Origin of the sequence: Streptococcus sp. S5 (genome assembly GCF_034134805.1) — a bacterium.
Taxonomy (GTDB): Bacteria; Bacillota; Bacilli; order Lactobacillales; family Streptococcaceae; genus Streptococcus; species Streptococcus lingualis.
Genome location: NZ_CP139419.1, coordinates 1285974 through 1310302 on the forward strand (window position 1 = coordinate 1285974; position 24329 = coordinate 1310302).

Consider the following 24329-nt stretch of genomic DNA (forward strand, 5'->3'; position numbering starts at 1 on the left):
TACAATTTTATCATTGCCAGTAAGCTGGCCGGTTCTTCTCATAAGCTACGATCAAGTCTTCGTACTGAAGCGTAATCCCGATATCATCCAAGCCGTTGAGCAATTTGTGCTTCCAATCTTGATCGATCTCAAAGCGAAACTCTCCTACAGGCGAGATGATCTTCTGCTCTTCCAAATCTACTGTCACTGGATCTGTCGGCTTCAAACTTGCCAATTGTTGACGAACCTCTAGTGGTTGGACAATCGGTAGCATGCCATTATTGAGTTCATTATTGTAATGGATATCTCCGAAGGATCCGGCGATAACGACTTTAAAGCCATAATCAGCTAAAGCCCAGGCTGCGTGCTCCCGAGAGGATCCAGCCCCAAAATTGTCACCAGTGATCAAAATGGTTGCCTTGCGGTATTCTGGCTTGTTAAAGATAAAATCTGGATCCTCGGTATACTGGTCATCCAAATAGCGCCAAGCATACATGAGGTATTTCCCAAAGCCTTTTTTATCAATCAACTTTAAGAATTGCTTGGGGAGGATCTGGTCGGTATCAATATTATCGTTCATCAAGGGAACCGTAGTTCCCGTATAAATGGTAAATTTCTCCATGCTTCCTCCTTTTACTCGACTTCTGGCATCTGGCGCACGTCGACAAAGCGACCAGCTATTGCTGCTGCAGCGGCCATTGCTGGGCTACAGAGATGGGTCTTAGCCCCAAATCCTTGGCGGTCTTCGAAGTTCCGGTTGCTAGTAGAGGCACAGTGGACCCCATCTGGAACCTTGTCTGGGTTCATTCCTAGACACATCGAGCATCCTGGATCACGCCATTCAAAGCCCGCATCCATGAAGATCTTGTCTAAGCCTAATTTTTCGGCGGCTTGCTTAACCGGACGAGAGCCAGGTACCACAATAGCAGTTAAGTTTGGCGCAATTTTTTTGCCTTTCACAAACTTGGCTGCCAACTCCAAATCGCTGAGACGCGCATTGGTACAAGAACCGATAAAGATATAGCCTAATTCAATGTCTGCTGGTTTTTGGCCAGGTTCAAGATCCATATAATGATAAGCCCGTTCATCATTCATGTCGCGAATCTCTGGAAAAGGAGTCTCGAAGTCCACTCCCATAGAAGGATTGGTCCCCCAAGTCACCATCGGAGCAAGATCAGATACATCCATACGGATGACCTTGTCATAAACGGCATCGTCATCACTAACCAGAGTCTTCCAATCTGCTACTGCGGCCTCAAAATCATCTGGCACACATTCGCGTCCCCGGAGGTAGTCAAAGGTCGTCTCATCTGGATTCATGATCCCCATTTTGGACCCGAACTCGATCGACATGTTACAGATGGTCATGCGTTCTTCCATAGTCAAACGATCAATTGCTTCTCCCCGATACTCTACGACATAGCCAACTCCACAAGCAACACCGTAGCGCGCTATCAAAGCTAGGATGTAATCCTTTGAATAGATCCCTTTTTGTGGGGTTCCGGTGAATTCAACCAACATTTTTTTGGGTTTGACTTGCCAGATGGTTTGGGTAGCAAAGACATGCTCCACTTCACTGGTTCCAATCCCAAAGGCAATGGCACCAAAGGCTCCGTGGGTTGCGGTATGGCTGTCTCCACAGACAATAAATTTCCCAGGCTGGGTCCGACCGGTTTCAGGCCCCACCATATGAACGATCCCTTGCTTAGCAGAACCATGGGCAGCATGATCAATCCCAAAGTCCACCACATTCTCAGCTAATTTATCAATCTGGGCTTTTGAAATCACATCTCGAATATCAAAAATATTGACCGTTGGAACATTGTGATCAAAGGTTCCAAAGGTTAAATCAGGTCGTCGGACCTTACGTCCTGCATCCCGTAATCCTTGAAAGGCTTGCGGACTTGTCACTTCGTGGATGTAGTGTTGGTCCACATACATGAGTTGGGGTTGCCCTTCCACTCCTGTAATCACGTGGCGGTCCCAAAGTTTATCAAAGATAGATTTTCCACTCATCGTCTTTCTCCATTTATCTTCTTGTTAGGAAATCTATTGAAGGATTAGAAAGAGGGCACCTGCTAAAAGAAGGCTACTGCCCCACCAGGTGGCTTGAAAATACCATTTCCGCACCTTGTGGTGAAAGAGATATCCACCTAGTAGAGCTCCGAATCCACCAAGCAGCCAGCTCTCAAGTAACAGGACCTTTTCAGGAATCCGCCACCTGTTTTGGATAGCTTTTCGTTTATCTAAACCATAGGTCAGAAATACGATACTATTCCAAATAGCAATAACAACTAAACAGCGATCTCTCCAAGTCATCTTAGAGATTCCCAATAATGGCTGCAGTCATCTCTGCAGTAGAAGCCTGACCACCTAAGTCTCGTGTCAAGATTCCTTGATTCAAGGTTTGATTGACGGCTTCCTCGATCATTTCTGCACCTGCTGTTTCTCCAAAACTGTCTCGGAGCATCATAGCAACGGACAGGATCATGGAAATCGGATTGGCAATGCCTTGACCAGCAATATCAGGTGCTGAACCATGAATCGGTTCGTACATACTTGGTCCTTGGTCAGAACGACTGGCAGATGGCATCACACCTAGTGTTCCAGGAAGGACGCTGGATTCGTCAGATAGGATATCTCCAAATAGATTCTCTGTCACTACAACATCAAAGCGGGCTGGATTGGTAATCATGATCATGGCCGCACTATCGACAAGCTGGTGCTCTAAAGTCACATCTGGAAATTCTTTGGCAACTTCTTCTGCCACTTGGCGCCACAATTTAGACGTTGCAAGGACATTTTGCTTATCGATACTGGTCACTTTCTTACCACGTCCTTGCGCGATCTTGAAGGCTTGGCGCATAATCCGACGGATTTCTTCTGCACTGTAATCATTGATATCACGCGCTGTATCTTCTTTCAAGATATGCTCTCCAAAGTAAATCCCACCTGTCAATTCACGCACGACCACGAAGTCGACCCCCTCAATACGCTCTGGCTTCAAAGGAGACAAGTGTTTCAAGGCGTCAAAAATCCGTACAGGACGAATATTGGCAAAGAGGTTTAATTCCTTGCGAATAGCGAGCAGGCCTTGTTCGGGACGAACAGGAGCATTGTCATACTCAGGACTCCCGATGGCTGCGAGAAGTATAGCATCCGCTCCTTTAGCTGCTTTTAGAGTATCTTGGGGAAGTGGGTGGCCAGCGGCATCAATTCCAGCACCCCCAAAAGGTTTGTCTTCTAGGCTATAATCAAAGCCAATTTTGGGAGCAACGGCTGCGAGGACCTCTAGTCCAGCTGCCATGATCTCAGGGCCAATCCCATCTCCTGCAAGTGTTACAATTTTCTTTGTCATGTTCAGTTCCTCTTAGGCTTGTGGAAGATCACGGTAGGAGACAGCTCGTCCCATCTCACCCGCATTCTCTTTTTGAACCAGCGTGTTAGCATTGATATAAGCGATGGCAGAGGCTTTCAATACGTCGAAGTCCAAACCAGAGGCATTGAAAATCGTATCTGTATCAACATTTTCCACGGATACCAAGACACGGGCTTGGGCATCGATCCCATCAGTCACTGCATCGATATTGTATGAGGTCAAGCGAACAGTTTGGTTGAAGAATTTATCAATTGCATTAAAGATCGCTTCAACAGACCCTTGACCATTGGCAAGGAATTCAAGTACTTCCCCTTCTTCATTGCGGAGGCTAACCGCTGCTGTAATCGTTTCGTCTGCATTGGTTGTCAAGCGGAGATCGTTAAATTGGAATCCTTCTGGATTTTCCACTGCTGTACCGGCAACAAGGGCGCGGATATCGGCATCTGTGATCTCGTGTTTCTTGTCTGCAAGAGATTTGAACTTAGCAAACAATGGCTTGATGTCTTCTTCTGTGAAATCCAGTCCCAACTCATGCAGTTTTTCGACAAAGGCATGGCGACCAGACAATTTACCAAGTGGAAGGCTATTGCTCTTAACCCCTACCAACTCAGGGGTGATGATTTCATAGGTAAGAGGATTTTTAAGAACGCCATCTTGGTGAATACCAGACTCATGTGAGAAGGCATTGCCACCAACAACCGCCTTGTTTTTAGGAATTGGAATCCCAGAGTAACGAGAAACCAACTCAGAGGTGTTGATGGTTTCATTAAGGACAATGGGACTCTCCACTTGGAAATAGTCTTCGCGAATATTAAGAGCGACCGCTACTTCTTCAAGTGCCGCATTGCCGGCCCGCTCCCCGATGCCATTGATGGTTCCTTCGACACGACGGGCACCATTTTTAACAGCAGCGAGGCTATTAGCCACCGCCATTCCTAGGTCATCATGGCAATGAGGGGAATAGATAATCTCGCGATCTGTCTTGACATGGTCAATCAAGTATTTGAAAATGGCACCGTACTCCGCTGGTGTCGTGAAACCGACTGTATCAGGAATGTTGATGTAGCTAGCACCAGCATCAACTGCAGTCTGTACGACTTGCAAGAGGAAATCCAATTCTGTCCGGGTCGCATCTTCAGGCGAGAATTCAACAATCTCAAATTTTGAGCGAGCGTAAGAAACGTGCTCTTTGATCGCTTCAAGAATTTCTTCCTTGGTCTTGTTGAGTTTAAACTCCCGGTGAATCGGACTGGTCGCGATAAAGACGTGAATTTGTGGATACTTAGCATCCTTCAAGGCTTCATAACAAGCATCAATATCTGATTTGACAGAACGGGCCAAACCTGTCACGGCTGTCTTGGTCAAGACCTTGGCAATCTCTTGCACAGCTGTGAAGGAATCAGGACTAGCTGCAGGAAAACCTGCTTCAATAGCAGAAATGCCCCATTTTTCCAATTGTTTTGCAATGGCAATCTTTTCTTTGATAGAAAAATTCACTCCCGGAGTCTGTTCACCATCCCGAAGGCTGGTATCAAAAAATTCAACTTTACGCATAGGGTCTCCTCATTTCTATGTAGTGGATATAAAGAAAAACATCTCACTCGGTCAACCAAGCGAGATGTTTTTGCCCGCTTGGTAAGCCAAACAGGACTAATGCTTCTGCACTAGCCCTTATACCTCAACAACAAAGCAAATTGAATAAACTTAGCTGTTTTCATGTTTGACTTTCTCCTTTGTTCAATGTCTTGTTTAGTATTTTAGCATAGGGAAAAAGCAATGTCAAGAATTTTCTGTAATATTCTGAATTTTTTGAATAGAAACAAAATAAAGCTTTCAGTTCTAGTTAGATTGAAGATAAAGTCATCTTAGAAACTTTCCTTAGGTGAAGACGGACGTCAGCGAACTTCAAAGAAGTTCCATGACTAATTATTGAGCCTAAGGTCTCAATAATTCCGAGTGCTAGAAACAAAAGTGTTTCTAGCACTTTTCTCACGGCGGAAAGTTTCAATATTTATTGAATAAGCCTAATAGTAACTATCGTTTTTATTTGCAGCATCATTCTAGTTGTTTTATGTAAAATACAATTTTCCATCAATCTGAATAGACCCTGTTACTCTACTTCTTCTGATACAAATCAAAAACGATCTTGTCATTATAGAGGTCAATGGTATTGGCCTTGACATAGATTTCAAAGTCATTGTCAATTTCTGGCAATACAATGGTGATGGTAGACTGCTTGGTTGAGATCTGAACAAATTTTGGGATATTTTTATTTTTACTCAAGAGCTGCAAGACCATCTTTTGTGGAATTTGAAAGGTTCCAACTGAAAAATCCTTCACCGTCAAGAGGATGTTCCCATTTTCCAATTTGGATGGTTGGAAGTAAATATATAAGGGATACTCCTTTCCTAAGAGACTCAACTGCCCTTCTAATAGGATTTGCTGATTGTCCGCATAGACCTTGTAGTCGGACAGCTTATATTTTTTCAGTAGCGATTTGATAGTATCATTGAGTTGATCCCGAGTCGTTGTCATGGTTCCAACTTTGACATCTTTGGTGCCAACTGCTTGATGAAGCTGGCTAACATCTTCTCTTGGCGTCGCTAAGCGTCCTTGCACAACTAAAGCGAAGGCTAAGAGAAGGCTGACTAAACCTAAAAATAACCATTTCCAAATATTGATTTTTTGAAGGAAGGGGACCTTCTCTTTGATGGGATTATTTTTGACTCCAAGTTTTCTTCGTGGCATTGATTTTCTCCAATATTGCTTGTTTTATCTTTTCATAGCCCGTATTGTTGGGGTGAAAACTATCCTCTTCATACAGGGCATCATTGATAACGGTTGTCTTCCCGTCACTGACTTCTGATACGCCCATTTTGCCATCAATTCCTTTATAGAGTAGGTCATTGATCGGAACGAAATAAACCTGATCAAATTGCGCAATGGTTTCTTCCGTCGTCTCATTCCAACGATCGACAGCCGTCTGGATATTAGTTAATTCAGGAAAATTCAGGTAAAGAGGATTGTAGATCCCCACTACATAAATGGGAAGATGGGGATTGTCCTTTCTGGCCTTTGTAATAATTTCTTTGAGGTTCGCTGTATAATTCTTGAGCGGTTTTTGAATATCTGATAGAGAAAAATCACTCAGATGATCAACAACTACTTTGCGCAGATCATTTCCCCCAACCGTTAATGTCATGACACGCGCCTTTTTGAGATCCTTCTGAAGATCTGTTTGCTTCTTGAGCCGATCTAAGATCTGAGAACTTGTATTCCCAGCTACTCCATAGTTGACAGGCTGGTACTGGCCGTCATTTTCATTGGACAGGCTTTGGGCAAGGATAGGCACAAAGCCCCCTTGCTTGGTGCTATCCCCTACTCCTTCGGTCAGTGAATCCCCTAGAGCTACATAAGTATAGGTGATTTCTTTCGCAGCCGTTTTGGGCTTGGTCATGCGAGGAGATGCAATTGGTAGCAAAGCACAAAATAGAAAGACAAAGACAAGAAGGCTGGTTAAAAAGAAAACCAAGCCTTGCATCATTTTTTTAAGATTCATATGAATACGATCACTTATCCTTGAAAAATCACTTGTCCATCACAGATCGTATAAGCAACTTTTCCTTTTAATGTTTCACCTACAAATGGTGAATTGCCTGCTTTTGAAGCGAAATGATCCGATACCAGACGATCTGCTTCTGGATCAAAGATGGTTAAATCTGCCGGTCCATCCACTGCGATATAGCCAGCATCAAAATCATAGAGACGTGCTGGATTATAGGACATCTTTTCTAGCAATTGCATGAGGCTCAAATGTCCTGCATGGACCAAGTAGGTCAAACCAAGAGAAAGTGAGGTTTCAAGACCGGTCATTCCAGATGGTGCCTTGGTAATATCAGGAACATTCTTCTCATCCGCATGGTGAGGCGCGTGATCTGTCGCAATTACGGATATGACGCCTGACTTCAAGCCTTCAATCACTGCTAGGCGGTCAGATTCCAAGCGAAGAGGTGGGTTCATCTTGGCATTGCTTCCCTTTGTTAAGAGGAGACTCTCGGTTTTCGAAAAGTGTTGAGGTGCCACTTCTGCCGTCACATGAGCTCCTAATCCTTGGGCAAATTCTACCACCTTGACACTTTCTTCCTTGGAAAGGTGTTGGATATGAAGGTGGGCACCTGTCGCATGGGCAATCATGGCATCCCGCGCAGCCATCGAGTATTCGGCCACACCCGTCGCTCCACAGACATGGAAATGTTCCTTGGCAATGTTTTCATTCAACCCAAGAATGCCATTCAACTCAGGGTCTTCTTCATGCAAACTAATAAAGGTTCCTAGACGCTTAGCTTCTTCCAAGGCTTCACGGACAACCTTGGTGCTTTGAAGGGGAATCCCATCATCTGAAAAACCAGCCGCACCAGCCTTAAGCAAGCCCTCAAAATCTGTCAGGTGTTGACCGTCAAAATTCTTGGTCACCGTCGCAACCGTATGAATGTGGAGATTTTCCTTGGCTGCAGAAGCTAAGACTTCCTCTAAGGTAGCAATATCTGAAATGGTCGGATTGGTATTAGCCATCATGACCACTCGGGTAAACCCACCCGCAGCTGCTGCTAAAGCACCTGTATGGATGTCTTCTTTATGGGTTTGACCGGGTTCACGGAAATGCACGTGCACATCGATCAAACCAGGAGCTACCACTAGACCAGACGCATCAAGGACCTCTTGTCCATCCGTTGGGAGATTTTCAGCGATCTCTACAATTTTCTTTCCTTCGATGCGAAGGTCACAGACTTGATCCAAACCGGTCTTTGGATCCATGACACGACCATTTTTAATGACAACCATTGCATTCTCCTTTATTTATAAAAATCAACATGGGTCTCTAGCAAGCGATCCCCATCATAGCGAAACATTGCTGAAAAGAAGGGTTTATCTTCCAACAACCACTCGACAAAAGTGTGGTCCCCTTCCCAGGTTGGTTTTGAGAGGACTTGATCATAAGGTACCCATTCCAAGGTCCCTTCGTTACACTCGATGAGATCCCCTTCAAACTCAGTTACCTTGAAGACATAGGTGTACCAATCCAGATCTGGAGTAAACTCAGGGAAAGTAATGATCCCTTTCAAGACTGGCTTTGCTTTCAGGCCGGTCTCCTCAAAAATCTCACGCGCAGCACACTCCTGTGGGGTTTCTCCGCGTTCTAATTTTCCACCAACTCCGATCCATTTACCTTCATGGACATCATTGGGCTTTTTATTGCGATGCAACATGAGAAATTCTTTCCCATTGTCAATGTAACAAATCGTTGCTAATTGTGGCATTTCTTTCTCCTATCTTAACCAATCAATCGGCTCGCGTCCCGCCTCTTTCAAAAATTGATTGGTTTTTGAAAAGGGTTGGGAACCAAAGAATCCTCGGTAGGCCGATAAAGGACTTGGGTGAGCTGATTCAAGGACCAAATGTCGATCGTGGGTAATCAGCGGCTTTTTCTTACGGGCATAAGATCCCCAGAGGATAAAGACAACTGGCTCCTCCAACTCATTGACCACCTTGATCACAGCATCTGTGAAAGGCTCCCAAATTTGTCCTGCATGACCATTAGCCTGACCAGCTGGAACCGTCAAACAGGCATTGAGCAAGAGCACCCCTTGCTCCGCCCAAGAGGTCAGATCATGCGACCGCTTCTCTCCAATATCTGAGCGCAATTCTTTGAGAATATTTTGCAAAGAAGGCGGCGCTGGTACATGATCTGGAACAGAGAAACTTAAGCCCTGCGCTTGATCCGGTCCATGGTAAGGATCTTGGCCTAAGATCAAGACCTTGACCTGATCCATCTCTGTCGTCTGCAAGGCCTTAAAGACCTTGTCACGCGGTGGATAAACCACTCCTTTGCTATAGACTTCATTCATAAAGTCATTGATCTGGTGAAAATACCCTTCTGGAAGATGGGATTTGATGGCTTCATGCCAGGGTGAATGCTGCATGGAAACTCTCCGCTATCCAATAAATTCTTACCTTTCATTATACCACATTTGGTGCAGATCCACTGGATAAAAAAGAGGCTGGACAAAAGTCCTAGCCTCTCAATTATTTTTGAATTGTCGAGCAAGACGCAGTGGTTGAGTGGGCTCTACTACGCTGATCCCATCAGCTTTTACAGCCCTACTCAACTGTGCGGAGGTGGGACGACGAAATCGAATTCTAACGAATTACCGATTTCTGTCCCACTCTCTTTTTCTGCCTGTCAAACAAGCAGGTGTTTTATGTATTTTCTTTCTTGGTAAATCCTGCTAGACCGATCGAAGCGACTAGTAAAATTTGCGGTAAGAATTGGATGAGGTAGCGGGTCTTCCCTCCTTCAAAGATGGTTAAGAAGAGCAAGCCACCAAAAACCGCTAAGGAAAGGAAGTTAAAGTCATCTGTATCTCGGCGTTTGAGATAAGCTCCAACCAAACCAGCTGATAGGACGATCCAGATCAGCTGCTTGACAAATTCATAATACCTGTACTGCGGGCGATCAATGCTGAGAAAATAGGTCCGCACCCATTTTGCCAGACCATTATTTTTAGTCAGGGGTGCATAGAGAGGATTGATAAAAGGCGTCTTCTCATACTCTACATCTCGGTAGAGCCAGCCCAGGGTTCCTTCTGCTACCGTCAAGGATTGCTTGTAGTAGATATGCCCGATCAAACCGAACGGACCGTACTCCTTGAGACGGCGCTTGATTTCTTTGATCACATTTTCTTTTTTAAAGAGTCCATTGTTGTAATCCGAGCGCTTATCCTCATCGATATAGGCCAACAAGCCTTCTTTCATATCTTCTTGATTGTGGCCCATATCCGTCAAGCCCAGATTGATAAACAAGAGAGGTCCTTTAGCCAGCCCTTCTTGTTTCAAGATCGGTACAACTCTTTGATGATTGACCGCCGTATTCAATCCTGCAAAGACAAAGCCCGTCATCACCACGGTCACCGTAGCAATCTTTCCAAAGGCCTTCCAATTTCCTCTAAAGAAAAGCACAGTCCAAAAGGCAATCAAGACAATAATTGTCGTTGGACGAATCAACATGGATAGGCCAGATAAGATGCCCAAGCCAACTATCTTTTTCCAAGAGATGCTTGCTTGGTCTTCCTTCAAGAGATCCAAGGCCCACCATAACTGAAGAGCGATCAAAGGAAGCGGCGGAATGTCCGTATACATGGAATAGAAATAAGGCGAGTAACAGATCAAGCTCACATAGAAGAGATAGACTAGATCAGCCGTTTTTTGATTGAAATGCTTCTGGGACAGCTTGTACAAGAGGACTGCACCCAGATTGACATAGAGGATATTGAGAGCCTGCATGACCCACAGACCGCTAGAGCCAAATAAAACATAGAAAAACTTCTCGTAAAGAAAGAGCGGAATGTTATTGGGATTGCGACTGAGGTAGTTGGTGATAGAAGATTGCTTAAGAAGATCAAAAGCCCCTTTGAAAACAACCGCAGCATCCCGACGGATAAAGAGCTCCGCACAAACCATAACAATCAACTGAAAGACAACCGCTCCAAGTAAGAAGCCTTTTTTATGCCGAGTCAACCAAGCAAAGGCACTCTTTAGCCCATCGCGTTTCAGCCAGGCTAGCAGAAATAACAATCCAGCACCTAAAATGGCTAGCCATGAAATCTCTCTCAGATAGATCACACTGATCAAGAACCAGTGGACCATCACTAGCAACATGACAACATGAAGCATCCCAAATAGAATACGTTTACTTTTCGATAACATAGGTCCATTATATCAAAAAAACAGCATTTCTGCTGTTATGGGGTGGTAGGAAATCATTAAGGTTGGGGAATAATCTTTAATCTTTAGGATCTTCCTTAAAATCAAACTCAATTTCCCGAGGCTCTGTGAATTCAAGGCCTCTATAAAAGAGAACGACCAACAAATATAAAATCAATCCCAAAAACAAGCGCATTTGAACAAAATATGCTAAAAACAGGACTATCATGCTTAAACAAACCAGGGCAAACAATTGACGTTTTCTTATTTTTCGCATTCACCACACCTCGATTCCATTTGCTGTTTTTTGAAGATACTCTACTGGTTTTATCTGACCAACAAATACTAGTTCTGCTTCATTTTTCTTAACAAACCGTTTCAACTGCACATATCTAGCAATAGCGACCAGCCATAAAGTGATCATAACTGCAAATAGAAACAAAAAGACATTTATCGCCCCTTCTCTAACATTCAAATCAAGATTTGCTTTCCCAAAGAAAAGGTCCATGGGAAGGATCTTTATAAATGTCCTTGCTAATAATAGGCCTAGTGGAACACCAATCAAAGAATAAATATTTGCTGGTGCTTTCTTTGAAAAAATTTGATCTTTAAACGAATGGTTGGTCTGGTACACTTTTCGGTACTTGTCGAAAGGGATTTTACTATTGCGTTTGACGATGAATTCTTCCCCTTGATCTGTCACCAACAAAAAGTACCCCCAGAGTGGCCTTTTCCCATTCAAACTGATATTAAAACATTGACCTCTTTTGATCATTGAAAATCCTCTCATTCAACCAAACATATATGAATGTGCTTTTTATTTCAGATAGGTCGGAACAATTCAACCTAACAAAGCTAGAATACATACTAACCCAAGATAAATTCCAACCGTTAGAATCATTCCGATTTTATAGAAACCGACTAAGCCGGCATATCGTTCGACAAAACCAATCTGTGGCTTGCTTGGATTATAAAAGACTGTCATAGGAGACCCAATTGGGAATATCATCCGCAAATCTAGATTTTTACCTGCTCCAAGAACATAGGTTCTATCGAAAACATTGGTTTGTCTTGACTTAGAAGAAGTCTCTCTGAAATAAGCGTAGGTAAAGGTCTTTTGGTATCTTTCACCCTCGACTTGATACTCCACCTCAGGCAGAGAAATAAGCAGTTGATTTTTGGAATCAAAAGCAACTACTTCTCCCATAACTTTTGCGGTAGATTCTGTTTTCACTTTTATTTCACGACGATAAAAGATGTAAAAGATGAGCAGAATGATCAGGAAAATAAGGGTAAGAATGCCCAAACTAAGCCAGAATATTGTTACTGTCATTGATTTTTTACCCTTTCACATAAACTAGTTGATTTCAAATCCCTTGAAAAGATTTTTATTCTCCCCTTTTCAACCAATTCTGTTGCTGCGCTTTTTCTGCAAAATCTTTTGCTTTGTTTATATCTAGTGAATTTGAATCTGATGGGGCATTGGATTCAATCTCTTCTTTCAATTCTTGTAAAGTTTGAACATCTTTCGGAGTCAAATTGGAGATCGAGTTAGATTCTTTTTCTGTCGAACTTTCTGGAACAGACTGAATCTCTCGATAGGTTCTGATCACTTCAGTTCCTGCGTCTGTTGTCGGAAGAGGACGATAGAACATGAAGAAACCAATAATGACAATCAGAAGAGCCGTAATGGATACAAGAAACCCTTTCTGCAGATTCTCCTCAGGAAGTTTAGTATCTTTAGTAGACAAGACTTTCCAGTCTGGATGTTCTTCCTCAGCTTCTTTTTTGGCGTTGAAAGCAGGGGTAACCAAGAATTGGTTCATCAAGGTCAGTGCCCCCAAGGCCATCAATAAAAATGGGATATGACGTGATTTACTAATGACCACTAAAATTCCTCCTGCAATAGCAATCAAACTGATGATGATATTGACGGTAAACCAGACCCGAGCCTGCTTCTTCATTTGCAAATAATCTTCTTTTGACATCTTATTCTCCCTTAAAAATAGTTTTTCCTTCATCCATAAAAACAATTACTACTATCATACCGGATTTTACTTTGAGAATCAAGTTAACCACCAACTAGTGAAAAGAGTATAAAAAAGAAGCGTTAAAAACGCTTCAGTTGTTTTATTTATTTTGCCAAGTTTCTTGGTTTTCCTTGAAACGGTGCAACAACTCTAAGCCTTCAGAAGTGATGTAACCTTGTTCTTCTGCCAAATGAATCAATTCTGTATAGTTAGACAAGGTTTCAAGTTGAACGCCAGCTTCCGCAAATTTCTTATCGGCCTTCTCCAATTGGTAAGTGAAGATAGCTACGACACCAAGAACGTCCGCACCTTCACGCTTGGCAGCTGCGACAGCATCCAAGACAGATCCACCAGTAGAAATCAAATCTTCCACTACGACCATCTTCTGACCTTGTGGTACACGGCCTTCGATTTGGTTTCCAGCACCGTGGTCTTTTGGTTTGCTACGAATGTAGGCAAATGGCAAATTCATCTTATCCGCAATAATCGCTCCGTGAGGAATCCCTGCAGTTGCTGTACCTGCAATCACTTCTACTTCAGGGAAAGCTTCCTTGATTTTATCTACAAATCCATTTTCGATCAAGGTACGAGTTTCAGGATAAGCGAGGGTTACACGGTTATCTGTATAAATAGGGGATTTGATCCCAGATGCCCAAGTGAAAGGTTCTTCCGGTTTCAAATAAACCGCTTCGATTTTCAAAAGATGGCTAGCAATATCTTTAGCTAATGACATGACAACTCCTTTTTACGATTTTAATCATATACGAATTAAATCAATTATTGATTTAAACAACAACATTACAGGTTAGTGAATGCGTTAGGAAAGGCCCTATCGGGCTCCGATTATTCCGACGTTCACAGAAGAGAAACGATCATTTTCTCTTCTGTGATCTAGTGAATGCGTTAGGGAAGGTCCCGTAGGACTTCCCGTAGAGCTACAAAAGTTTCACTTTTAGTAGCGATTAGTGTTCCGACGATTTAGAGGATAAAACGATTATTTTTATCCTCTAAATCTAGTGAATAGTTTAGGGAAGGCCCTATCGGGCTTCCCGTAGAACGTCTTGAAGCACAGCTTCTTAGACGTTCTTAACTATTCCACTGTCTCTTAATTTCATGGTAAGCATCCCATGGGTTTTCTGCTTGAATAATTGGACGTCCAACAACAATATAGTCAGATCCAATTTTATGAGCTTCTTGTGGCGTCATAACCCGTTTTTGGTCACCAATTTCAGCTCCTGCTGGTCGAATCCCTGGTGTGACACAGACAAAGTCTGATGAAGTGGCATCCTTGATCAAAGCTACTTCATGGGCTGAACAAACAACGCCATCCAAGCCTGCTTCTTGCGCCTTGCGAGCGTAATTAACTACAGATTCTTGGACCGTTGTTTGGATGTTTTGGCAATCACGCATGTCTTCCTCACTGGTAGAAGTCAACTGGGTCACGGCTACCAATTTAGCTCCTTCACCAAGAGCTGCCTTGGCTTCGCGCATCATCTCTACACCACCGGCTGCGTGGACCGTCACCATATCTACTCCGAAAGTCCCCAGTACGGACATGGCTGATTTGACTGTATTTGGGATATCATGCAATTTTAAATCAAGGAAAATACTGTGTCCAAGCCCTTTGAGGTAATGTACAATTTCAGGACCAACTGCATAGAAAAATTCCATTCCGATTTTTACAAATAATTTTTCGTCTTCTGGAAAATGCTCTAAAAAGTTTTTGACATCATCGAAAGCTGGGAAGTCAAGGGCGATAATAGGACGTTCTTCACGCATGGATTACTCCTTTTTTTGATTGATCATTTTGTCTACAAAAAAACCTTGCCCGAGGCAAGGTTACACGAAAATTAGGTAGGAACAACTACCATGATTCACCGTCTAGACCTTAGGAGCCTCTCTGGACTGCTTTAAAGGTTTTTATTTATTGTAGTACGATATTTGGGAAAAGTCAAGGATTTACAGTAGATTTTCCCGTACATGTTTTCGGAAGTTCTCAAGTGTGTCAATACCATAGCGATCCATGACCTGTGGCAGATCTTCGATGATGGTTGGACATGCATAAGGATCGGTGAAATTAGCGGTTCCAACTCCAATCGCAGAGGCACCAGCAATCATCATTTCAATGGCTGCTTCTGCTGAATCCACACCTCCCATTCCGATAATCGGAAGTTTAGTGGATTGGGCGACCTGGCGGATGAGTTTTAATGCAACTGGGAAAACGGCTGGACCAGACATGCCTCCGGTTCCATTGGCAATGATGGGCTTACCAGTCTTGAGGTCAAAGCGCATGCCGACCAAGGTATTGATCATGGTCAAACCAGTTGCACCTGCGTCTTCTGCTGCTTTTGCGACCTGCGTGATGTCTGCTACACTAGGCGTTAACTTGACATAGACAGGGACTGAGGATGCTTCTACCGCTGCTTTCACAGCCGCATAGGCCAACTCAGGAACCTGCCCGATTAAAAGACCGTTGTTGCCATGGTCTACGTTTGGACAAGAGATATTGAGCTCAATGGCTTTGACATTTGGCGCTTGCGAGATCTTGCCAGATACCGTCGCATACTCTTCGTTGGAGAAGCCAGCTACATTGGCAATAATCGGTAAGTCGGGATAATGTTGGGCCAGCCAAGGAAGTTTTTCTGCCAGGACCACGTCTACCCCTGGATTTTGGAGCCCAATGGCATTGAGCATGCCGGCAGGCGTCTCGGCGACACGTGGCGTTGGATTACCAAAACGAGCCTCAGCAGTTGTCGCCTTGATCATGATGGATCCAAGCAGATCTAAGTCATAGTATTTGGCATATTCCTGACCGAAACCAAAACAGCCAGATGCCGGAATAATCGGGTTTTTCAAGTCTAAACCAGGTAAGGATACGGCTAGTCGATTTGCTGTCATAAGGTCCTCCTACATCACAATCGTACCGGTTTCAAAGACCGGTCCGTCTTCACACACGCGCTTATTAGCTGCTTGGCTTTCATTTTCCAGATGCACTACACAGGCATAGCAAGCCCCCATCCCACAAGCCATTCGTGATTCCATGGAAATGTAGGCGCGGGGATGGTCATGAAATTTGGTATTGACATATTTGAGCATGCCAGGTGCTCCACAAGAATAGATAGCGTCAAACTCCTGGTCCATCTGATCAATAACCGTAGAGACATAGCCCTTAGTGCCATAAGTCCCATCGTCTGTCGTTACAGTGACATGAGCCACCTGAGAAAGCTCTTCTTCCAAAATGACGGCGTCTTTGGTCGCAAAGCCGACAACCACTTCAACTTCTACCCCTTGCTCATGGAGTTGTTTGGCCACTTGGACCAAAGGAGGAACACCGATCCCGCCACCAATAATCAAGGCTTTCTGACCTTGGCCAAGATTGGTGAGATCAAAGCCATTTCCCTGAGGCCCCATGACACTGAGTTTGCTACCGATTGGCAATTGGGAAAAGATAGCTGTCCCCCCACCTTCGATGCGGTAGATCAAGCGACACGTCTGTGTCTCAGGATCAATCTCAGCAATTGAAATCGGACGGCGAAGGAGCTTGGACCCATCAGGGACGCGGATATGAAGGAATTGACCTGGCAGCATCTGCGCCACCATTTCGCCCTTCAGGATCATAGAATAGATGCGGGGAGCGATCTCTTCTTGAGCGACTAGCTCCATCTCCTCCATCATGATTTTGCCAAAGCGTTTTTTACAACTGTCACTGACCATTGATTTCCTCTTCTTTCTTTCAGCAAAAAAGACCTCGCAAAAGCAAGGCCCTACAAATGATCAGCTAGACACAGTCTGCTGATCTTTTTTCTGTCTTTCCTTGCAGGCCTCTCTGGACCTCTTAAAGGTTAAATTTGTCTCATTATATCGCGCTCCTTCTCGCTTGTCAAGTAGAAATCGGTAGCTTACGAAGCTTTCTTGGGATCAAAATCTTCTGGGATCGGTTTGATGTATTGCATGGCGATTCTGTTTTCAGGCTTACGATCAACTAGATAAAGAACCAGTAAAAAGAGCCATTCCAAGGGTTTCATTAGGTAGTAAATCAGGTCCATAGCCCATTTCTTCTTGATGTGTTTAGCAAAGGGATAGCCATAGCGGTCATAATTGCGACGCAAGAAGCGATGGAATCGCGGCGCCTTTTCTTCTAGTACCTGTTCAAAGGCATTGGCGATACAGAGCTGGCGATTGACAACGACTGGATGACCGTGGCGGACGCCCATCCGCTGTGGCTTGACAACTTTTTCATGCCCACCAGCCGCAACCGTACAGAGATAGTGCTCATCAATGATGAGATTCTGAGGAGGGATCTTCTGTGAGAAGGCCCAGTCAGCTGTATTGGTCCAGGCCTTGATCATGGAATCCGGTTGCTGCCCAAAGAGCATGAGAACGAAAACAACAAGAGCAAGAGTTGGAAGAGCGACAAGGACCGCTAGCCAAGGCCAGTTGCGCGACTTGTTTAAGAGCTGATGGAGCCATTGAAGTAGACGATTCTTATAGCTTATCTCTGTTCGATCTTCCTGCCACTCCTTGATACGAACCCATAAGAGATGGATGGAATAGATCAGTAAGAAAAAGGTGTGAAAACTTGCTACCTGCAGTTGATTATCAAAAACTAAGAGGAGAACCACTCCTCCTAGAATGCCACTGATGCAGAAGACATTTGCTAGTGGCGAGAGTGAATTCGCATCCCGGTAGGAATAGATAATCAAGGCAAGTAAAGTAAGAGCTGCCAGTGTGAAGAAGGTCGGATAGGCTCCAGACCAGATCAGGGCATGTTTCTGAGAATTGATTAAACTCTCACTCCAATCGTAAAAAGTCATCTCCTTGACGATGTAAATGAAAATCGCTTCGAGAAAGCAACCAAAGAGTCCAAACCAAAGAACAATGGTAGGCTGTTGCTTTTTCTTTTTGACAGGCTTAGGACTAGGTGATTCTTGCTTTTCCTTCATAAGAGATGCGTCATCTTCTCTTGTCCCTTTTCCTTCCTTTGGCACCCTATCTTCAAACAAATCCGGATCTTTGAGAGCTTCTTCTTCAGCTTCTTTGAACTGGAGGCTAGACCACCGACCGATCCCATAGATAATGACAAAAATATTGGGAACAAAGAGGGCTATGATTAGACCGTAGGGTAAGATCTTCATCGTAAAGGATATGATCTCCCAAACACTAAATTGAATGAATGGATCCTTAATTGCATAAATCGACTCACTAACCACAAAATAAATGTAAAAGGCTAATAGAATCAGTGCATTTGTCACAAAATTGATCTGCAACAGACCGGCTGTGAAATGGGGTTCCAATTCCTTATCCTTTTTCTTATACCAGGAAACTAGTTTTTTCATAAGATCTCCTCAATCAATTTTTTACCATTCTATCAATCAGATCTCCCCTTAATCAAGACAAAACTGTATTTTTCCATCAAAATCAGTCCCCAGATGGAGATTTTGTTTCCAATTTTCTATTTTTAATTATTCGATCTAGCCTACTTCCTATTACCTACCTCAGCCTGTCTTATTCTCTCATACAGTCCTTGAAAGACCACATTTTACGGGAAAAACGCGCTCTTTTATGTTAAAATAAAAGCATGAGAATACAACAATTACAATACATTATCAAAATCGTCGAAACCGGCTCTATGAATGAGGCCGCAAAACAACTCTTCATCACGCAACCTAGCCTTTCCAATGCCGTTAAGGACTTGGAAAATGAGATGGGAATTGAAATCTTTATCCGGAATCCTAAAGGGATCACTTTGACCCGCGATGGGATGGAGTTCCTCTCTTATGCCCGCCAGGTGGTGGAGCAGATTGACCTCTTGTCCGAGCGCTATAAAAATCCTGTGGGTTCTCGTGAGCTTTTCAGTGTCTCTTCACAGCACTACGCCTTCGTGGTTGAGGCCTTCGTTTCACTATTGAAGAAAAGCGACATGGAAAAATACGAGCTCTTCCTACGGGAGACGCGGACTTGGGAGATCATCGATGACGTCAAGAATTTCCGAAGCGAGGTTGGCGTACTCTTTTTGAATAGCTACAACCGAGATGTCCTCTCTAAGATGCTGGATGATAATCACTTGATTGCCACCCACCTCTTTACAGCGCAACCTCATATCTTTGTCAGCAAGACCAATCCTCTTGCCAAGAAAGAGATCGTTCACTTGTCTGATCTGGAAGATTTCCCATACCTTAGCTATGACCAAGGAACCCACAACTCCTTCTACTTCTCAGAAGAGATCCTCTCTCAAGAGCATCATAAGAAATCCATCGTCGTCAGTGACCGCGCGACCCTCTTTAATCTCTTGATTGGTCTGGATGGCTACACCATTGCGACCGGGATCCTCAACAGCAATCTCAACGGAAACAACATCGTCTCCATTCCCCTTGATATCGAAGACCCAATCGAGCTGGTCTACATCAAACATGAAAAAACAGCCCTCTCAAAAATGGGAGAAAAATTCATCGAGTACTTACTTGAGGAAGTGAAGTTTGATAAGTAAAAAAGAGGCTGGGACAAAAGTCCTAGCCTCTCAATTATTTTTGAATTGTCGAGCAAGACGCAGTGGTTGAGTGGGCTCTACTACGCTGATTTCATCAGCTTTTACAGCCCTACTCAACTGTGCGGAGGTGGGACGACGAAATCGAATTCTAACGAATTACCGATTTCTGTCCCACTCTCTTTTTATTGTCTTAATTGTGAAAATACTTCTCCAATCTTTCCTTCGATAACTAGGTCTGCTTGCTTGTCTTGTGGGATACTGGTCTTATTGATGACAACCAGCTTCTTCCCTTGGAAATACTGGATCAAGCTAGCTGCTGGGTAGACCACAAGAGAGGTTCCACCGATAATCAGGAGATCAGCCTCTTGGATGGCTTGGGCTGCTTGACTAAAGACCTCCATATCAAGAGGCTCCTCGTAGAGTGTCACATCAGGCTTGACCACCTTGCCACAGTCCAGACAGTGTGGAACCGGGCCTTCCAAAGCTAAAAAAGCTTCCAAATCATAAAATCGCTGGCAACCCGTACAGTAATTGCGGTCGGCGCTACCATGGAGCTTCAAGACTTTTTTAGAACCAGCCATTTCATGGAGACTATCAATATTTTGTGTCACTACTGCCTTGAGCTTACCAGTCTCCTCAAGCCGAGCCAGATAGCGATGGGCAGCATTGGGTTTGGCATCTGGGTAGAGTAGGTATTTCTTATAGAAGTCGAAAAAGTCCTCTGGATAGCGCTCAAACATGGTATGGGAGACCAATTGCTCAGCTGTCAAATGCCGCCCTACCTGAACACTATAGACACCGTCTGAGCTTCGAAAATCAGGAATATTTGACTCCGTGGAAACTCCTGCCCCTCCGAAAAACACGATCCGTTGACTCTGATCAATCATCTCCTGTAGTTGAGCAATCTTATCCATCTACTTCTCCTTTAGTAGCTCTTCCATGACAGCATTGGCCTGATCAAAATAAAAGTTAGCTTGATCATAATGGATGCCTGTGTAGCTTGCAAGGTCAATCAAATTCTTCATAAAATCCTGAGAAGAGAAACCCGTCGTCCGATGGAGCTCTTCTTCATCAAAGGGCTTGATCAAGTGGGCCAAGGGGTTGCGAACTGATTTTTCTAACTCCCGCAATTGTTGGGCCGCAACTTTGACGCTATCTGGAAAGTCCAACTGCACAATCAACTCCGTCAAACTGGGCGAATTGACCACACTTTCGCTGTGGAATTGCTGCAGGATAGGGTTGTCGGACGCATGCAGGCTCTCAAATTTCCAACGGTCATAACTGGATTCTTTGGAGTTATGAATATAGTTGGTAATATCAGGAATTTTCAACTGAATCAATCGCATAAAGATCCGATAGATAGCTGGGCTAACGGCACGAACAAAGTCAATAATCTGCTCATTTCGCAATTTCGCTTCTAGATCATAGAGGTAGTTGGCCAACTGCTCATCTTCTGGTTCTTCATGCCAAAAAAGCTGAAAACCAGTCGCTTCTAGCAACTCGGTTCTCAACTTTTGATTCATGACGGGTTGGATATTGAGCTCTCGACGCTCCGCCATTAACTGCAGTAAACTCACCAACAAATCCGGTACTTCTTCCTGCTGCTTGATAGAACGCAGAGCCCGGCTGTAGTGATAATTTTGGAGATCGTAGAGCCATTCATCATGAAAGAATTTTGCCATTAGTCTGCAATCAAGGTCTCAAGACCGACTTTCATCATGTCAGTGAAAGTATTTTGACGTTCTTCAGCAGTTGTGTCCTCATCTGGATTGACCAAACTATCAGAAATGGTCATGATAGCAAGGGCATCAACATGGTGTTGAGCAGCAAGATAGTAAAGAGCCGCTGCTTCCATTTCCACAGCTTTGACGCCCCATTTACCAAGCTCGATGTTCTTTTCACCATAGTTTGAATAGAAAACATCTGATGACAAGACATTGCCGACGTGAGTCGTCATACCAAGGTCTTTGGCAATGTGGTAAGCCTTGTCTAAAAGATCAAAGCTAGCGATTTGTGGGAAATCGTATTGAGGCCAGTCGTTACGGATAATGTTTGAGTTGGTTGCAGCTGCTTGTGCCAAGACCAATTCACGAACATGCACATCCTCATTCAAAGAACCAGCCGTTCCCACACGGATCAATTTCTTCACGCCGTAGTCGACAATCAACTCACGCGCATAAATAGAGATCGATGGCATCCCCATTCCAGTACCCATGACAGATACACGGTGACCTTTATAAGTTCCTGTGTAACCAAACATGTTACGAACTTCGTTGAAGCAAACAGCGTCTTCAAGGAAGTTCTCAGCGATAAATTTCGCACGAAGAGGATCCCCAGGAAGAAGAATTTTATCAGCAATTTCACCCTGCTTAGCAGCAATATGGATAGACATAATTAAGATACCAAGGGCGTTAAAGAGGCAAAGTAAAAATAGGAAATCCGACAAAGATGCATCGCATATAGGAGGATTTATCTTTTTTACACAGCCTCTAGCCCGGGTTCAGTTTCAAACCCGAACTCCCTTTCCTTTCATTTTTTATATACAGGACAGGCGACAGAGAACAAAGTAAAAATAGGAAACTGACGACGCATCGCAGATGCTAGACAGTTTATCTTTTTTACACAGTTCTCCGCCCGTATTCAGTTCAGCGAATACGGTAAACCCATCCTTTCTTTTTTTATTGAGTAATTAGGAGAGCTTTCCGCTCGTGTTCAAATCAGAACACATGCTCTTCCTTTCCTTTTTATATTTAATTTGTTAATGAATCCAAAAACGCATAGAGTTTGGCATTCATTTCTCGATAATCGTAAACACGAATGGCTTCAGGTTTTTGAACAAAGGTCAGGTTTTGGCTTTGTTCTTCCAAAACATCTTCACCGTCAGCAGCAATCAAGAGATCAACTGCTTCTGGATCAAATTCCAAGTGGGCTTGGAAGGCATAGTGTTTCGGACTAAAGCGAATAATCTGACGTGGACAGCCTTGACTGGTCGCAAGAACAACAGCATCTTCTGTCAATCCGGGCATATCACCATGCCAGTGACCGGTTTCAAGAGTTGCTCCAAACTCACCGACATGCAGATCTGTGAGTCCTTCAGGCGTCAAGTTCACAGGATAAACCCCAATCTCGCGCTCAGGGCTGTGTTCATACTCTGCGCCATAAGCAACAGACAGGAGCTGGGCACCAAGACAGACCCCAACAATATAACGATCTGCCTTCATGGCTTTTTGAATCAACTCGATCTCTGCCTGAGGATCATAGTATGGAAAAGTTTCCCGATCTTCATCTGGCGATTGAGGACCTCCCATCACAATTAAGAAGTCGATCTCATCCACTGTCTCTGGTAGGGCTTCATTTTCATAGACTTTAGTCGTGGTCACTTGATGGCCACGCTCCTGTGCCCATTTTAGATAAGCTCCCGGCACTTCAAAGGTTTCATGCAGTACAAAATGTACCTTCATCGTTTCTTCTCCCATCTCTTTCGAATCACATAAGACAGACCAGCTGCAAGTACCAGCGGGATTGTCAAACTCCAAGTTTGGCCTGTAAATCCAAGGCTCAGGGCAATGGCTGTCAGAGGAGCTTCTAGGGTCGTCCCTAAAAAGACTGTCGCTCCTAGTAACATCCCTAGAGCAGGATCCAGATGAATCCCAAGGACTGTCAAAAGCAAGGTCACTAGGTAGCCAGAACCAATCCCAAGGGCAAATGATGGTGTCAAGGTACCCCCATAAGCACCATTGCGCAAGAGGAGGTAAACCATAAGCCCCTTCACTGCAAGAGTCAATGGAAGATAAGGAATCGACTGGCTAGACAAGAGGGCTTGCGCTAGTACCTGGCCATTTCCCATAAAGATAGGGAAAAAGGCTACTAGGCTCCCCAGCACTAGAAAGGCTAGAGGAAGAGCCCAAAGAATCGTCCTATCCTTCCGCCGTTTGTGACTAGCCCGCTTGGCTAGGAAAGCAAAGACCAGAGCCAAGGGAGTGACCAAGAAAGCAATCACAATAGCCTGTAAGAAGCCGCTAGCCGACCATGAGACTGCGGACAGGTGATAAACGGCCTCCTGACCAACGATGGACTGAGCGACCCAGGTGGCCAGATAAGTACTGGTCAAAACTAGTAGAAAGTTCTGCCAACTATAGGCAAGTCCCAGGGTCTCAAAGACAAACAAGCTACTGGCAAAGGGAACCTGATAGACCGCAGCCAAACCAGCTCCAGCCCCACAGGCGATCAAGACTTTTCGCTCTTTGAGAGCTAGTGAGAATCCCTTCGCCAAGCGACCAGCTAGAAGAGCCCCGACCTCACGTGGGGCTCCTTCTTTTCCGACCGATGCGCCTGCTCCAACAATTGCCACCTGCATCCCTGCATGAAGGAGGTGGGCTAAGAGTGCTGGATCCCTGTCTCCAGCAAAGTCAATTTGCTGACGAATAGACAGGATCTTATAACGCTTTTGCAGGACATACCAGAAGCCAGCTGCCAAGCACCCAGTCACACACAAGACCAGGAATCTACGGAGACCTCCAGCTTCTTGAAATTGCTGGAGCAAATCCGATGTATCTTGGCCAAAGGCCAGTCCTTGCACCCCTTCCAGTAGATAATGGCAGGCAATTCCGACCAGGCCCGTCCCAATCCCTAATGATAAGGTGGCTAGAAGCAACCTCAGTCCGTAGGGTAGACTTTGGAGTCGTACTTTCAT

Annotated in this window: 26 protein-coding genes; 1 reads left to right on the forward strand and 25 read right to left on the reverse strand. The window is 44.3% G+C overall.

What is annotated here, in order from left to right; all coding sequences use genetic code 11:
- Positions 1–10: 10 nt before the first annotated feature.
- The 20 genes from leuD to SM123_RS06175 all read right to left on the reverse strand — a co-directional run bounded on the left by leuD (position 11) and on the right by SM123_RS06175 (position 18485).
- Positions 11–601: a 3-isopropylmalate dehydratase small subunit gene (gene leuD, locus SM123_RS06080; RefSeq protein WP_201090147.1), complete on the reverse strand. Its 591-nt coding sequence runs from the start codon at positions 599–601 to the stop codon at positions 11–13.
- Between the two features lie 11 nt (positions 602–612).
- Positions 613–1995, reverse strand: coding sequence for a 3-isopropylmalate dehydratase large subunit (leuC, locus tag SM123_RS06085; protein WP_023917999.1), 1383 nt, complete (start codon positions 1993–1995; stop codon positions 613–615).
- Positions 1996–2028: 33 nt separating this feature from the next.
- Positions 2029–2298, reverse strand: coding sequence for a DUF1294 domain-containing protein (locus tag SM123_RS06090; RefSeq protein ID WP_320909220.1), 270 nt, complete (start codon positions 2296–2298; stop codon positions 2029–2031).
- 1 nt (position 2299) lies between these two features.
- Positions 2300–3337 (reverse strand): 3-isopropylmalate dehydrogenase, encoded by a 1038-nt coding sequence (gene leuB, locus SM123_RS06095; RefSeq protein ID WP_320909221.1) that lies wholly within the window; start codon positions 3335–3337, stop codon positions 2300–2302.
- A gap of 12 nt (positions 3338–3349) precedes the next feature.
- Entirely contained in the window at positions 3350–4912 is a 1563-nt protein-coding gene (locus SM123_RS06100; protein ID WP_320909222.1) for a 2-isopropylmalate synthase, read from the reverse strand.
- Positions 4913–5473: 561 nt separating this feature from the next.
- Positions 5474–6106, reverse strand: a complete 633-nt coding sequence (locus SM123_RS06105; protein ID WP_320909223.1) for a YpmS family protein — start codon at positions 6104–6106, stop codon at positions 5474–5476.
- Positions 6075–6917 (reverse strand): SGNH/GDSL hydrolase family protein, encoded by an 843-nt coding sequence (locus SM123_RS06110; RefSeq protein WP_049522561.1) that lies wholly within the window; start codon positions 6915–6917, stop codon positions 6075–6077. The genes SM123_RS06105 and SM123_RS06110 overlap by 32 nt, the downstream gene beginning before the upstream one ends.
- Positions 6918–6931: 14 nt before the next feature.
- Complete coding sequence (locus tag SM123_RS06115; RefSeq protein WP_049522562.1) at positions 6932–8200, reverse strand: dihydroorotase; 1269 nt, start codon at positions 8198–8200, stop codon at positions 6932–6934.
- Positions 8201–8211: 11 nt separating this feature from the next.
- Positions 8212–8676: an NUDIX hydrolase gene (locus SM123_RS06120; protein ID WP_254742026.1), complete on the reverse strand. Its 465-nt coding sequence runs from the start codon at positions 8674–8676 to the stop codon at positions 8212–8214.
- Positions 8677–8685: 9 nt separating this feature from the next.
- Positions 8686–9339 carry a uracil-DNA glycosylase gene (locus SM123_RS06125; protein ID WP_023917989.1) on the reverse strand — a complete coding sequence of 218 codons (654 nt, stop codon included), beginning with the start codon at positions 9337–9339 and terminating at the stop codon, positions 8686–8688.
- Between the two features lie 277 nt (positions 9340–9616).
- A complete protein-coding gene (locus SM123_RS06130) occupies positions 9617–11122 on the reverse strand; it encodes a glycosyltransferase family 39 protein (RefSeq protein WP_320909224.1) in 1506 nt (501 codons plus the stop codon).
- Positions 11123–11198: 76 nt separating this feature from the next.
- A complete protein-coding gene (locus SM123_RS06135) occupies positions 11199–11396 on the reverse strand; it encodes a hypothetical protein (RefSeq protein WP_049506507.1) in 198 nt (65 codons plus the stop codon).
- Positions 11397–11894, reverse strand: coding sequence for a hypothetical protein (locus tag SM123_RS06140; protein ID WP_239681882.1), 498 nt, complete (start codon positions 11892–11894; stop codon positions 11397–11399).
- Positions 11895–11960: 66 nt separating this feature from the next.
- Positions 11961–12452, reverse strand: a complete 492-nt coding sequence (locus SM123_RS06145; protein ID WP_320909225.1) for a DUF3592 domain-containing protein — start codon at positions 12450–12452, stop codon at positions 11961–11963.
- A gap of 55 nt (positions 12453–12507) precedes the next feature.
- A complete protein-coding gene (locus SM123_RS06150) occupies positions 12508–13107 on the reverse strand; it encodes a hypothetical protein (protein ID WP_320909226.1) in 600 nt (199 codons plus the stop codon).
- A 142-nt stretch (positions 13108–13249) separates the two neighbouring features.
- Positions 13250–13882, reverse strand: coding sequence for an orotate phosphoribosyltransferase (gene pyrE, locus SM123_RS06155; RefSeq protein ID WP_003003338.1), 633 nt, complete (start codon positions 13880–13882; stop codon positions 13250–13252).
- Positions 13883–14235: 353 nt separating this feature from the next.
- On the reverse strand, positions 14236–14928 hold the full coding sequence (pyrF, locus tag SM123_RS06160) for an orotidine-5'-phosphate decarboxylase (protein WP_195529500.1): 693 nt from the start codon (positions 14926–14928) through the stop codon (positions 14236–14238).
- Positions 14929–15108: 180 nt separating this feature from the next.
- Positions 15109–16047: a dihydroorotate dehydrogenase gene (locus SM123_RS06165; RefSeq protein ID WP_049504335.1), complete on the reverse strand. Its 939-nt coding sequence runs from the start codon at positions 16045–16047 to the stop codon at positions 15109–15111.
- A 9-nt stretch (positions 16048–16056) separates the two neighbouring features.
- Positions 16057–16863 carry a dihydroorotate dehydrogenase electron transfer subunit gene (locus tag SM123_RS06170; RefSeq protein WP_320909227.1) on the reverse strand — a complete coding sequence of 269 codons (807 nt, stop codon included), beginning with the start codon at positions 16861–16863 and terminating at the stop codon, positions 16057–16059.
- A gap of 185 nt (positions 16864–17048) precedes the next feature.
- Entirely contained in the window at positions 17049–18485 is a 1437-nt protein-coding gene (locus tag SM123_RS06175) for a DUF6688 domain-containing protein (protein WP_320909228.1), read from the reverse strand.
- 242 nt (positions 18486–18727) lie between these two features.
- On the opposite strand from SM123_RS06175, the gene SM123_RS06180 reads away from it, so the two are divergent.
- Positions 18728–19636: a LysR family transcriptional regulator gene (locus tag SM123_RS06180; protein ID WP_003003594.1), complete on the forward strand. Its 909-nt coding sequence runs from the start codon at positions 18728–18730 to the stop codon at positions 19634–19636.
- Positions 19637–19818: 182 nt separating this feature from the next.
- Here SM123_RS06180 and SM123_RS06185 read toward each other — a convergent pair whose 3' ends face one another.
- The 5 genes from SM123_RS06185 to SM123_RS06205 all read right to left on the reverse strand — a co-directional run bounded on the left by SM123_RS06185 (position 19819) and on the right by SM123_RS06205 (position 24329).
- On the reverse strand, positions 19819–20550 hold the full coding sequence (locus tag SM123_RS06185; protein WP_223141946.1) for an NAD-dependent protein deacylase: 732 nt from the start codon (positions 20548–20550) through the stop codon (positions 19819–19821).
- Entirely contained in the window at positions 20551–21318 is a 768-nt protein-coding gene (locus SM123_RS06190; RefSeq protein WP_320909229.1) for a hypothetical protein, read from the reverse strand.
- Entirely contained in the window at positions 21318–22028 is a 711-nt protein-coding gene (gene deoD / locus SM123_RS06195) for a purine-nucleoside phosphorylase (protein ID WP_003007097.1), read from the reverse strand. Before deoD ends, SM123_RS06190 begins: the two co-directional genes overlap by 1 nt.
- A gap of 358 nt (positions 22029–22386) precedes the next feature.
- Positions 22387–23097 (reverse strand): type 1 glutamine amidotransferase, encoded by a 711-nt coding sequence (locus SM123_RS06200; protein ID WP_320909230.1) that lies wholly within the window; start codon positions 23095–23097, stop codon positions 22387–22389.
- Positions 23094–24329 (reverse strand): chloride channel protein, encoded by a 1236-nt coding sequence (locus SM123_RS06205; RefSeq protein WP_320909231.1) that lies wholly within the window; start codon positions 24327–24329, stop codon positions 23094–23096. Before SM123_RS06205 ends, SM123_RS06200 begins: the two co-directional genes overlap by 4 nt.

What these genes read in the sequence shown, in the direction of transcription:
- pyrE (WP_003003338.1), bottom strand. Translation starts at nt 13,882, where the DNA reads ATGTCATTAGCTAAAGATATTGCTAGCCATCTTTTGAAAATCGAAGCG.
- SM123_RS06140 (WP_239681882.1), bottom strand. Translation starts at nt 11,894, where the DNA reads ATGATCAAAAGAGGTCAATGTTTTAATATCAGTTTGAATGGGAAAAGG.
- SM123_RS06205 (WP_320909231.1), bottom strand. Translation starts at nt 24,329, where the DNA reads ATGAAAGTACGACTCCAAAGTCTACCCTACGGACTGAGGTTGCTTCTA.
- SM123_RS06105 (WP_320909223.1), bottom strand. Translation starts at nt 6,106, where the DNA reads ATGCCACGAAGAAAACTTGGAGTCAAAAATAATCCCATCAAAGAGAAG.
- leuB (WP_320909221.1), bottom strand. Translation starts at nt 3,337, where the DNA reads ATGACAAAGAAAATTGTAACACTTGCAGGAGATGGGATTGGCCCTGAG.
- SM123_RS06170 (WP_320909227.1), bottom strand. Translation starts at nt 16,863, where the DNA reads ATGGTCAGTGACAGTTGTAAAAAACGCTTTGGCAAAATCATGATGGAG.
- SM123_RS06150 (WP_320909226.1), bottom strand. Translation starts at nt 13,107, where the DNA reads ATGTCAAAAGAAGATTATTTGCAAATGAAGAAGCAGGCTCGGGTCTGG.
- SM123_RS06175 (WP_320909228.1), bottom strand. Translation starts at nt 18,485, where the DNA reads ATGAAAAAACTAGTTTCCTGGTATAAGAAAAAGGATAAGGAATTGGAA.
- SM123_RS06110 (WP_049522561.1), bottom strand. Translation starts at nt 6,917, where the DNA reads ATGAATCTTAAAAAAATGATGCAAGGCTTGGTTTTCTTTTTAACCAGC.
- leuC (WP_023917999.1), bottom strand. Translation starts at nt 1,995, where the DNA reads ATGAGTGGAAAATCTATCTTTGATAAACTTTGGGACCGCCACGTGATT.
- SM123_RS06165 (WP_049504335.1), bottom strand. Translation starts at nt 16,047, where the DNA reads ATGACAGCAAATCGACTAGCCGTATCCTTACCTGGTTTAGACTTGAAA.
- SM123_RS06180 (WP_003003594.1), top strand. Translation starts at nt 18,728, where the DNA reads ATGAGAATACAACAATTACAATACATTATCAAAATCGTCGAAACCGGC.
- SM123_RS06130 (WP_320909224.1), bottom strand. Translation starts at nt 11,122, where the DNA reads ATGTTATCGAAAAGTAAACGTATTCTATTTGGGATGCTTCATGTTGTC.
- SM123_RS06115 (WP_049522562.1), bottom strand. Translation starts at nt 8,200, where the DNA reads ATGGTTGTCATTAAAAATGGTCGTGTCATGGATCCAAAGACCGGTTTG.
- SM123_RS06125 (WP_023917989.1), bottom strand. Translation starts at nt 9,339, where the DNA reads ATGCAGCATTCACCCTGGCATGAAGCCATCAAATCCCATCTTCCAGAA.
- SM123_RS06120 (WP_254742026.1), bottom strand. Translation starts at nt 8,676, where the DNA reads ATGCCACAATTAGCAACGATTTGTTACATTGACAATGGGAAAGAATTT.
- SM123_RS06135 (WP_049506507.1), bottom strand. Translation starts at nt 11,396, where the DNA reads ATGCGAAAAATAAGAAAACGTCAATTGTTTGCCCTGGTTTGTTTAAGC.
- SM123_RS06145 (WP_320909225.1), bottom strand. Translation starts at nt 12,452, where the DNA reads ATGACAGTAACAATATTCTGGCTTAGTTTGGGCATTCTTACCCTTATT.
- pyrF (WP_195529500.1), bottom strand. Translation starts at nt 14,928, where the DNA reads ATGCGTGAAGAACGTCCTATTATCGCCCTTGACTTCCCAGCTTTCGAT.
- leuD (WP_201090147.1), bottom strand. Translation starts at nt 601, where the DNA reads ATGGAGAAATTTACCATTTATACGGGAACTACGGTTCCCTTGATGAAC.
- SM123_RS06100 (WP_320909222.1), bottom strand. Translation starts at nt 4,912, where the DNA reads ATGCGTAAAGTTGAATTTTTTGATACCAGCCTTCGGGATGGTGAACAG.
- deoD (WP_003007097.1), bottom strand. Translation starts at nt 22,028, where the DNA reads ATGTCTATCCATATTGCTGCTAAGCAGGGTGAAATTGCTGATAAAATT.
- SM123_RS06090 (WP_320909220.1), bottom strand. Translation starts at nt 2,298, where the DNA reads ATGACTTGGAGAGATCGCTGTTTAGTTGTTATTGCTATTTGGAATAGT.
- SM123_RS06185 (WP_223141946.1), bottom strand. Translation starts at nt 20,550, where the DNA reads ATGGATAAGATTGCTCAACTACAGGAGATGATTGATCAGAGTCAACGG.
- SM123_RS06190 (WP_320909229.1), bottom strand. Translation starts at nt 21,318, where the DNA reads ATGGCAAAATTCTTTCATGATGAATGGCTCTACGATCTCCAAAATTAT.
- SM123_RS06200 (WP_320909230.1), bottom strand. Translation starts at nt 23,097, where the DNA reads ATGAAGGTACATTTTGTACTGCATGAAACCTTTGAAGTGCCGGGAGCT.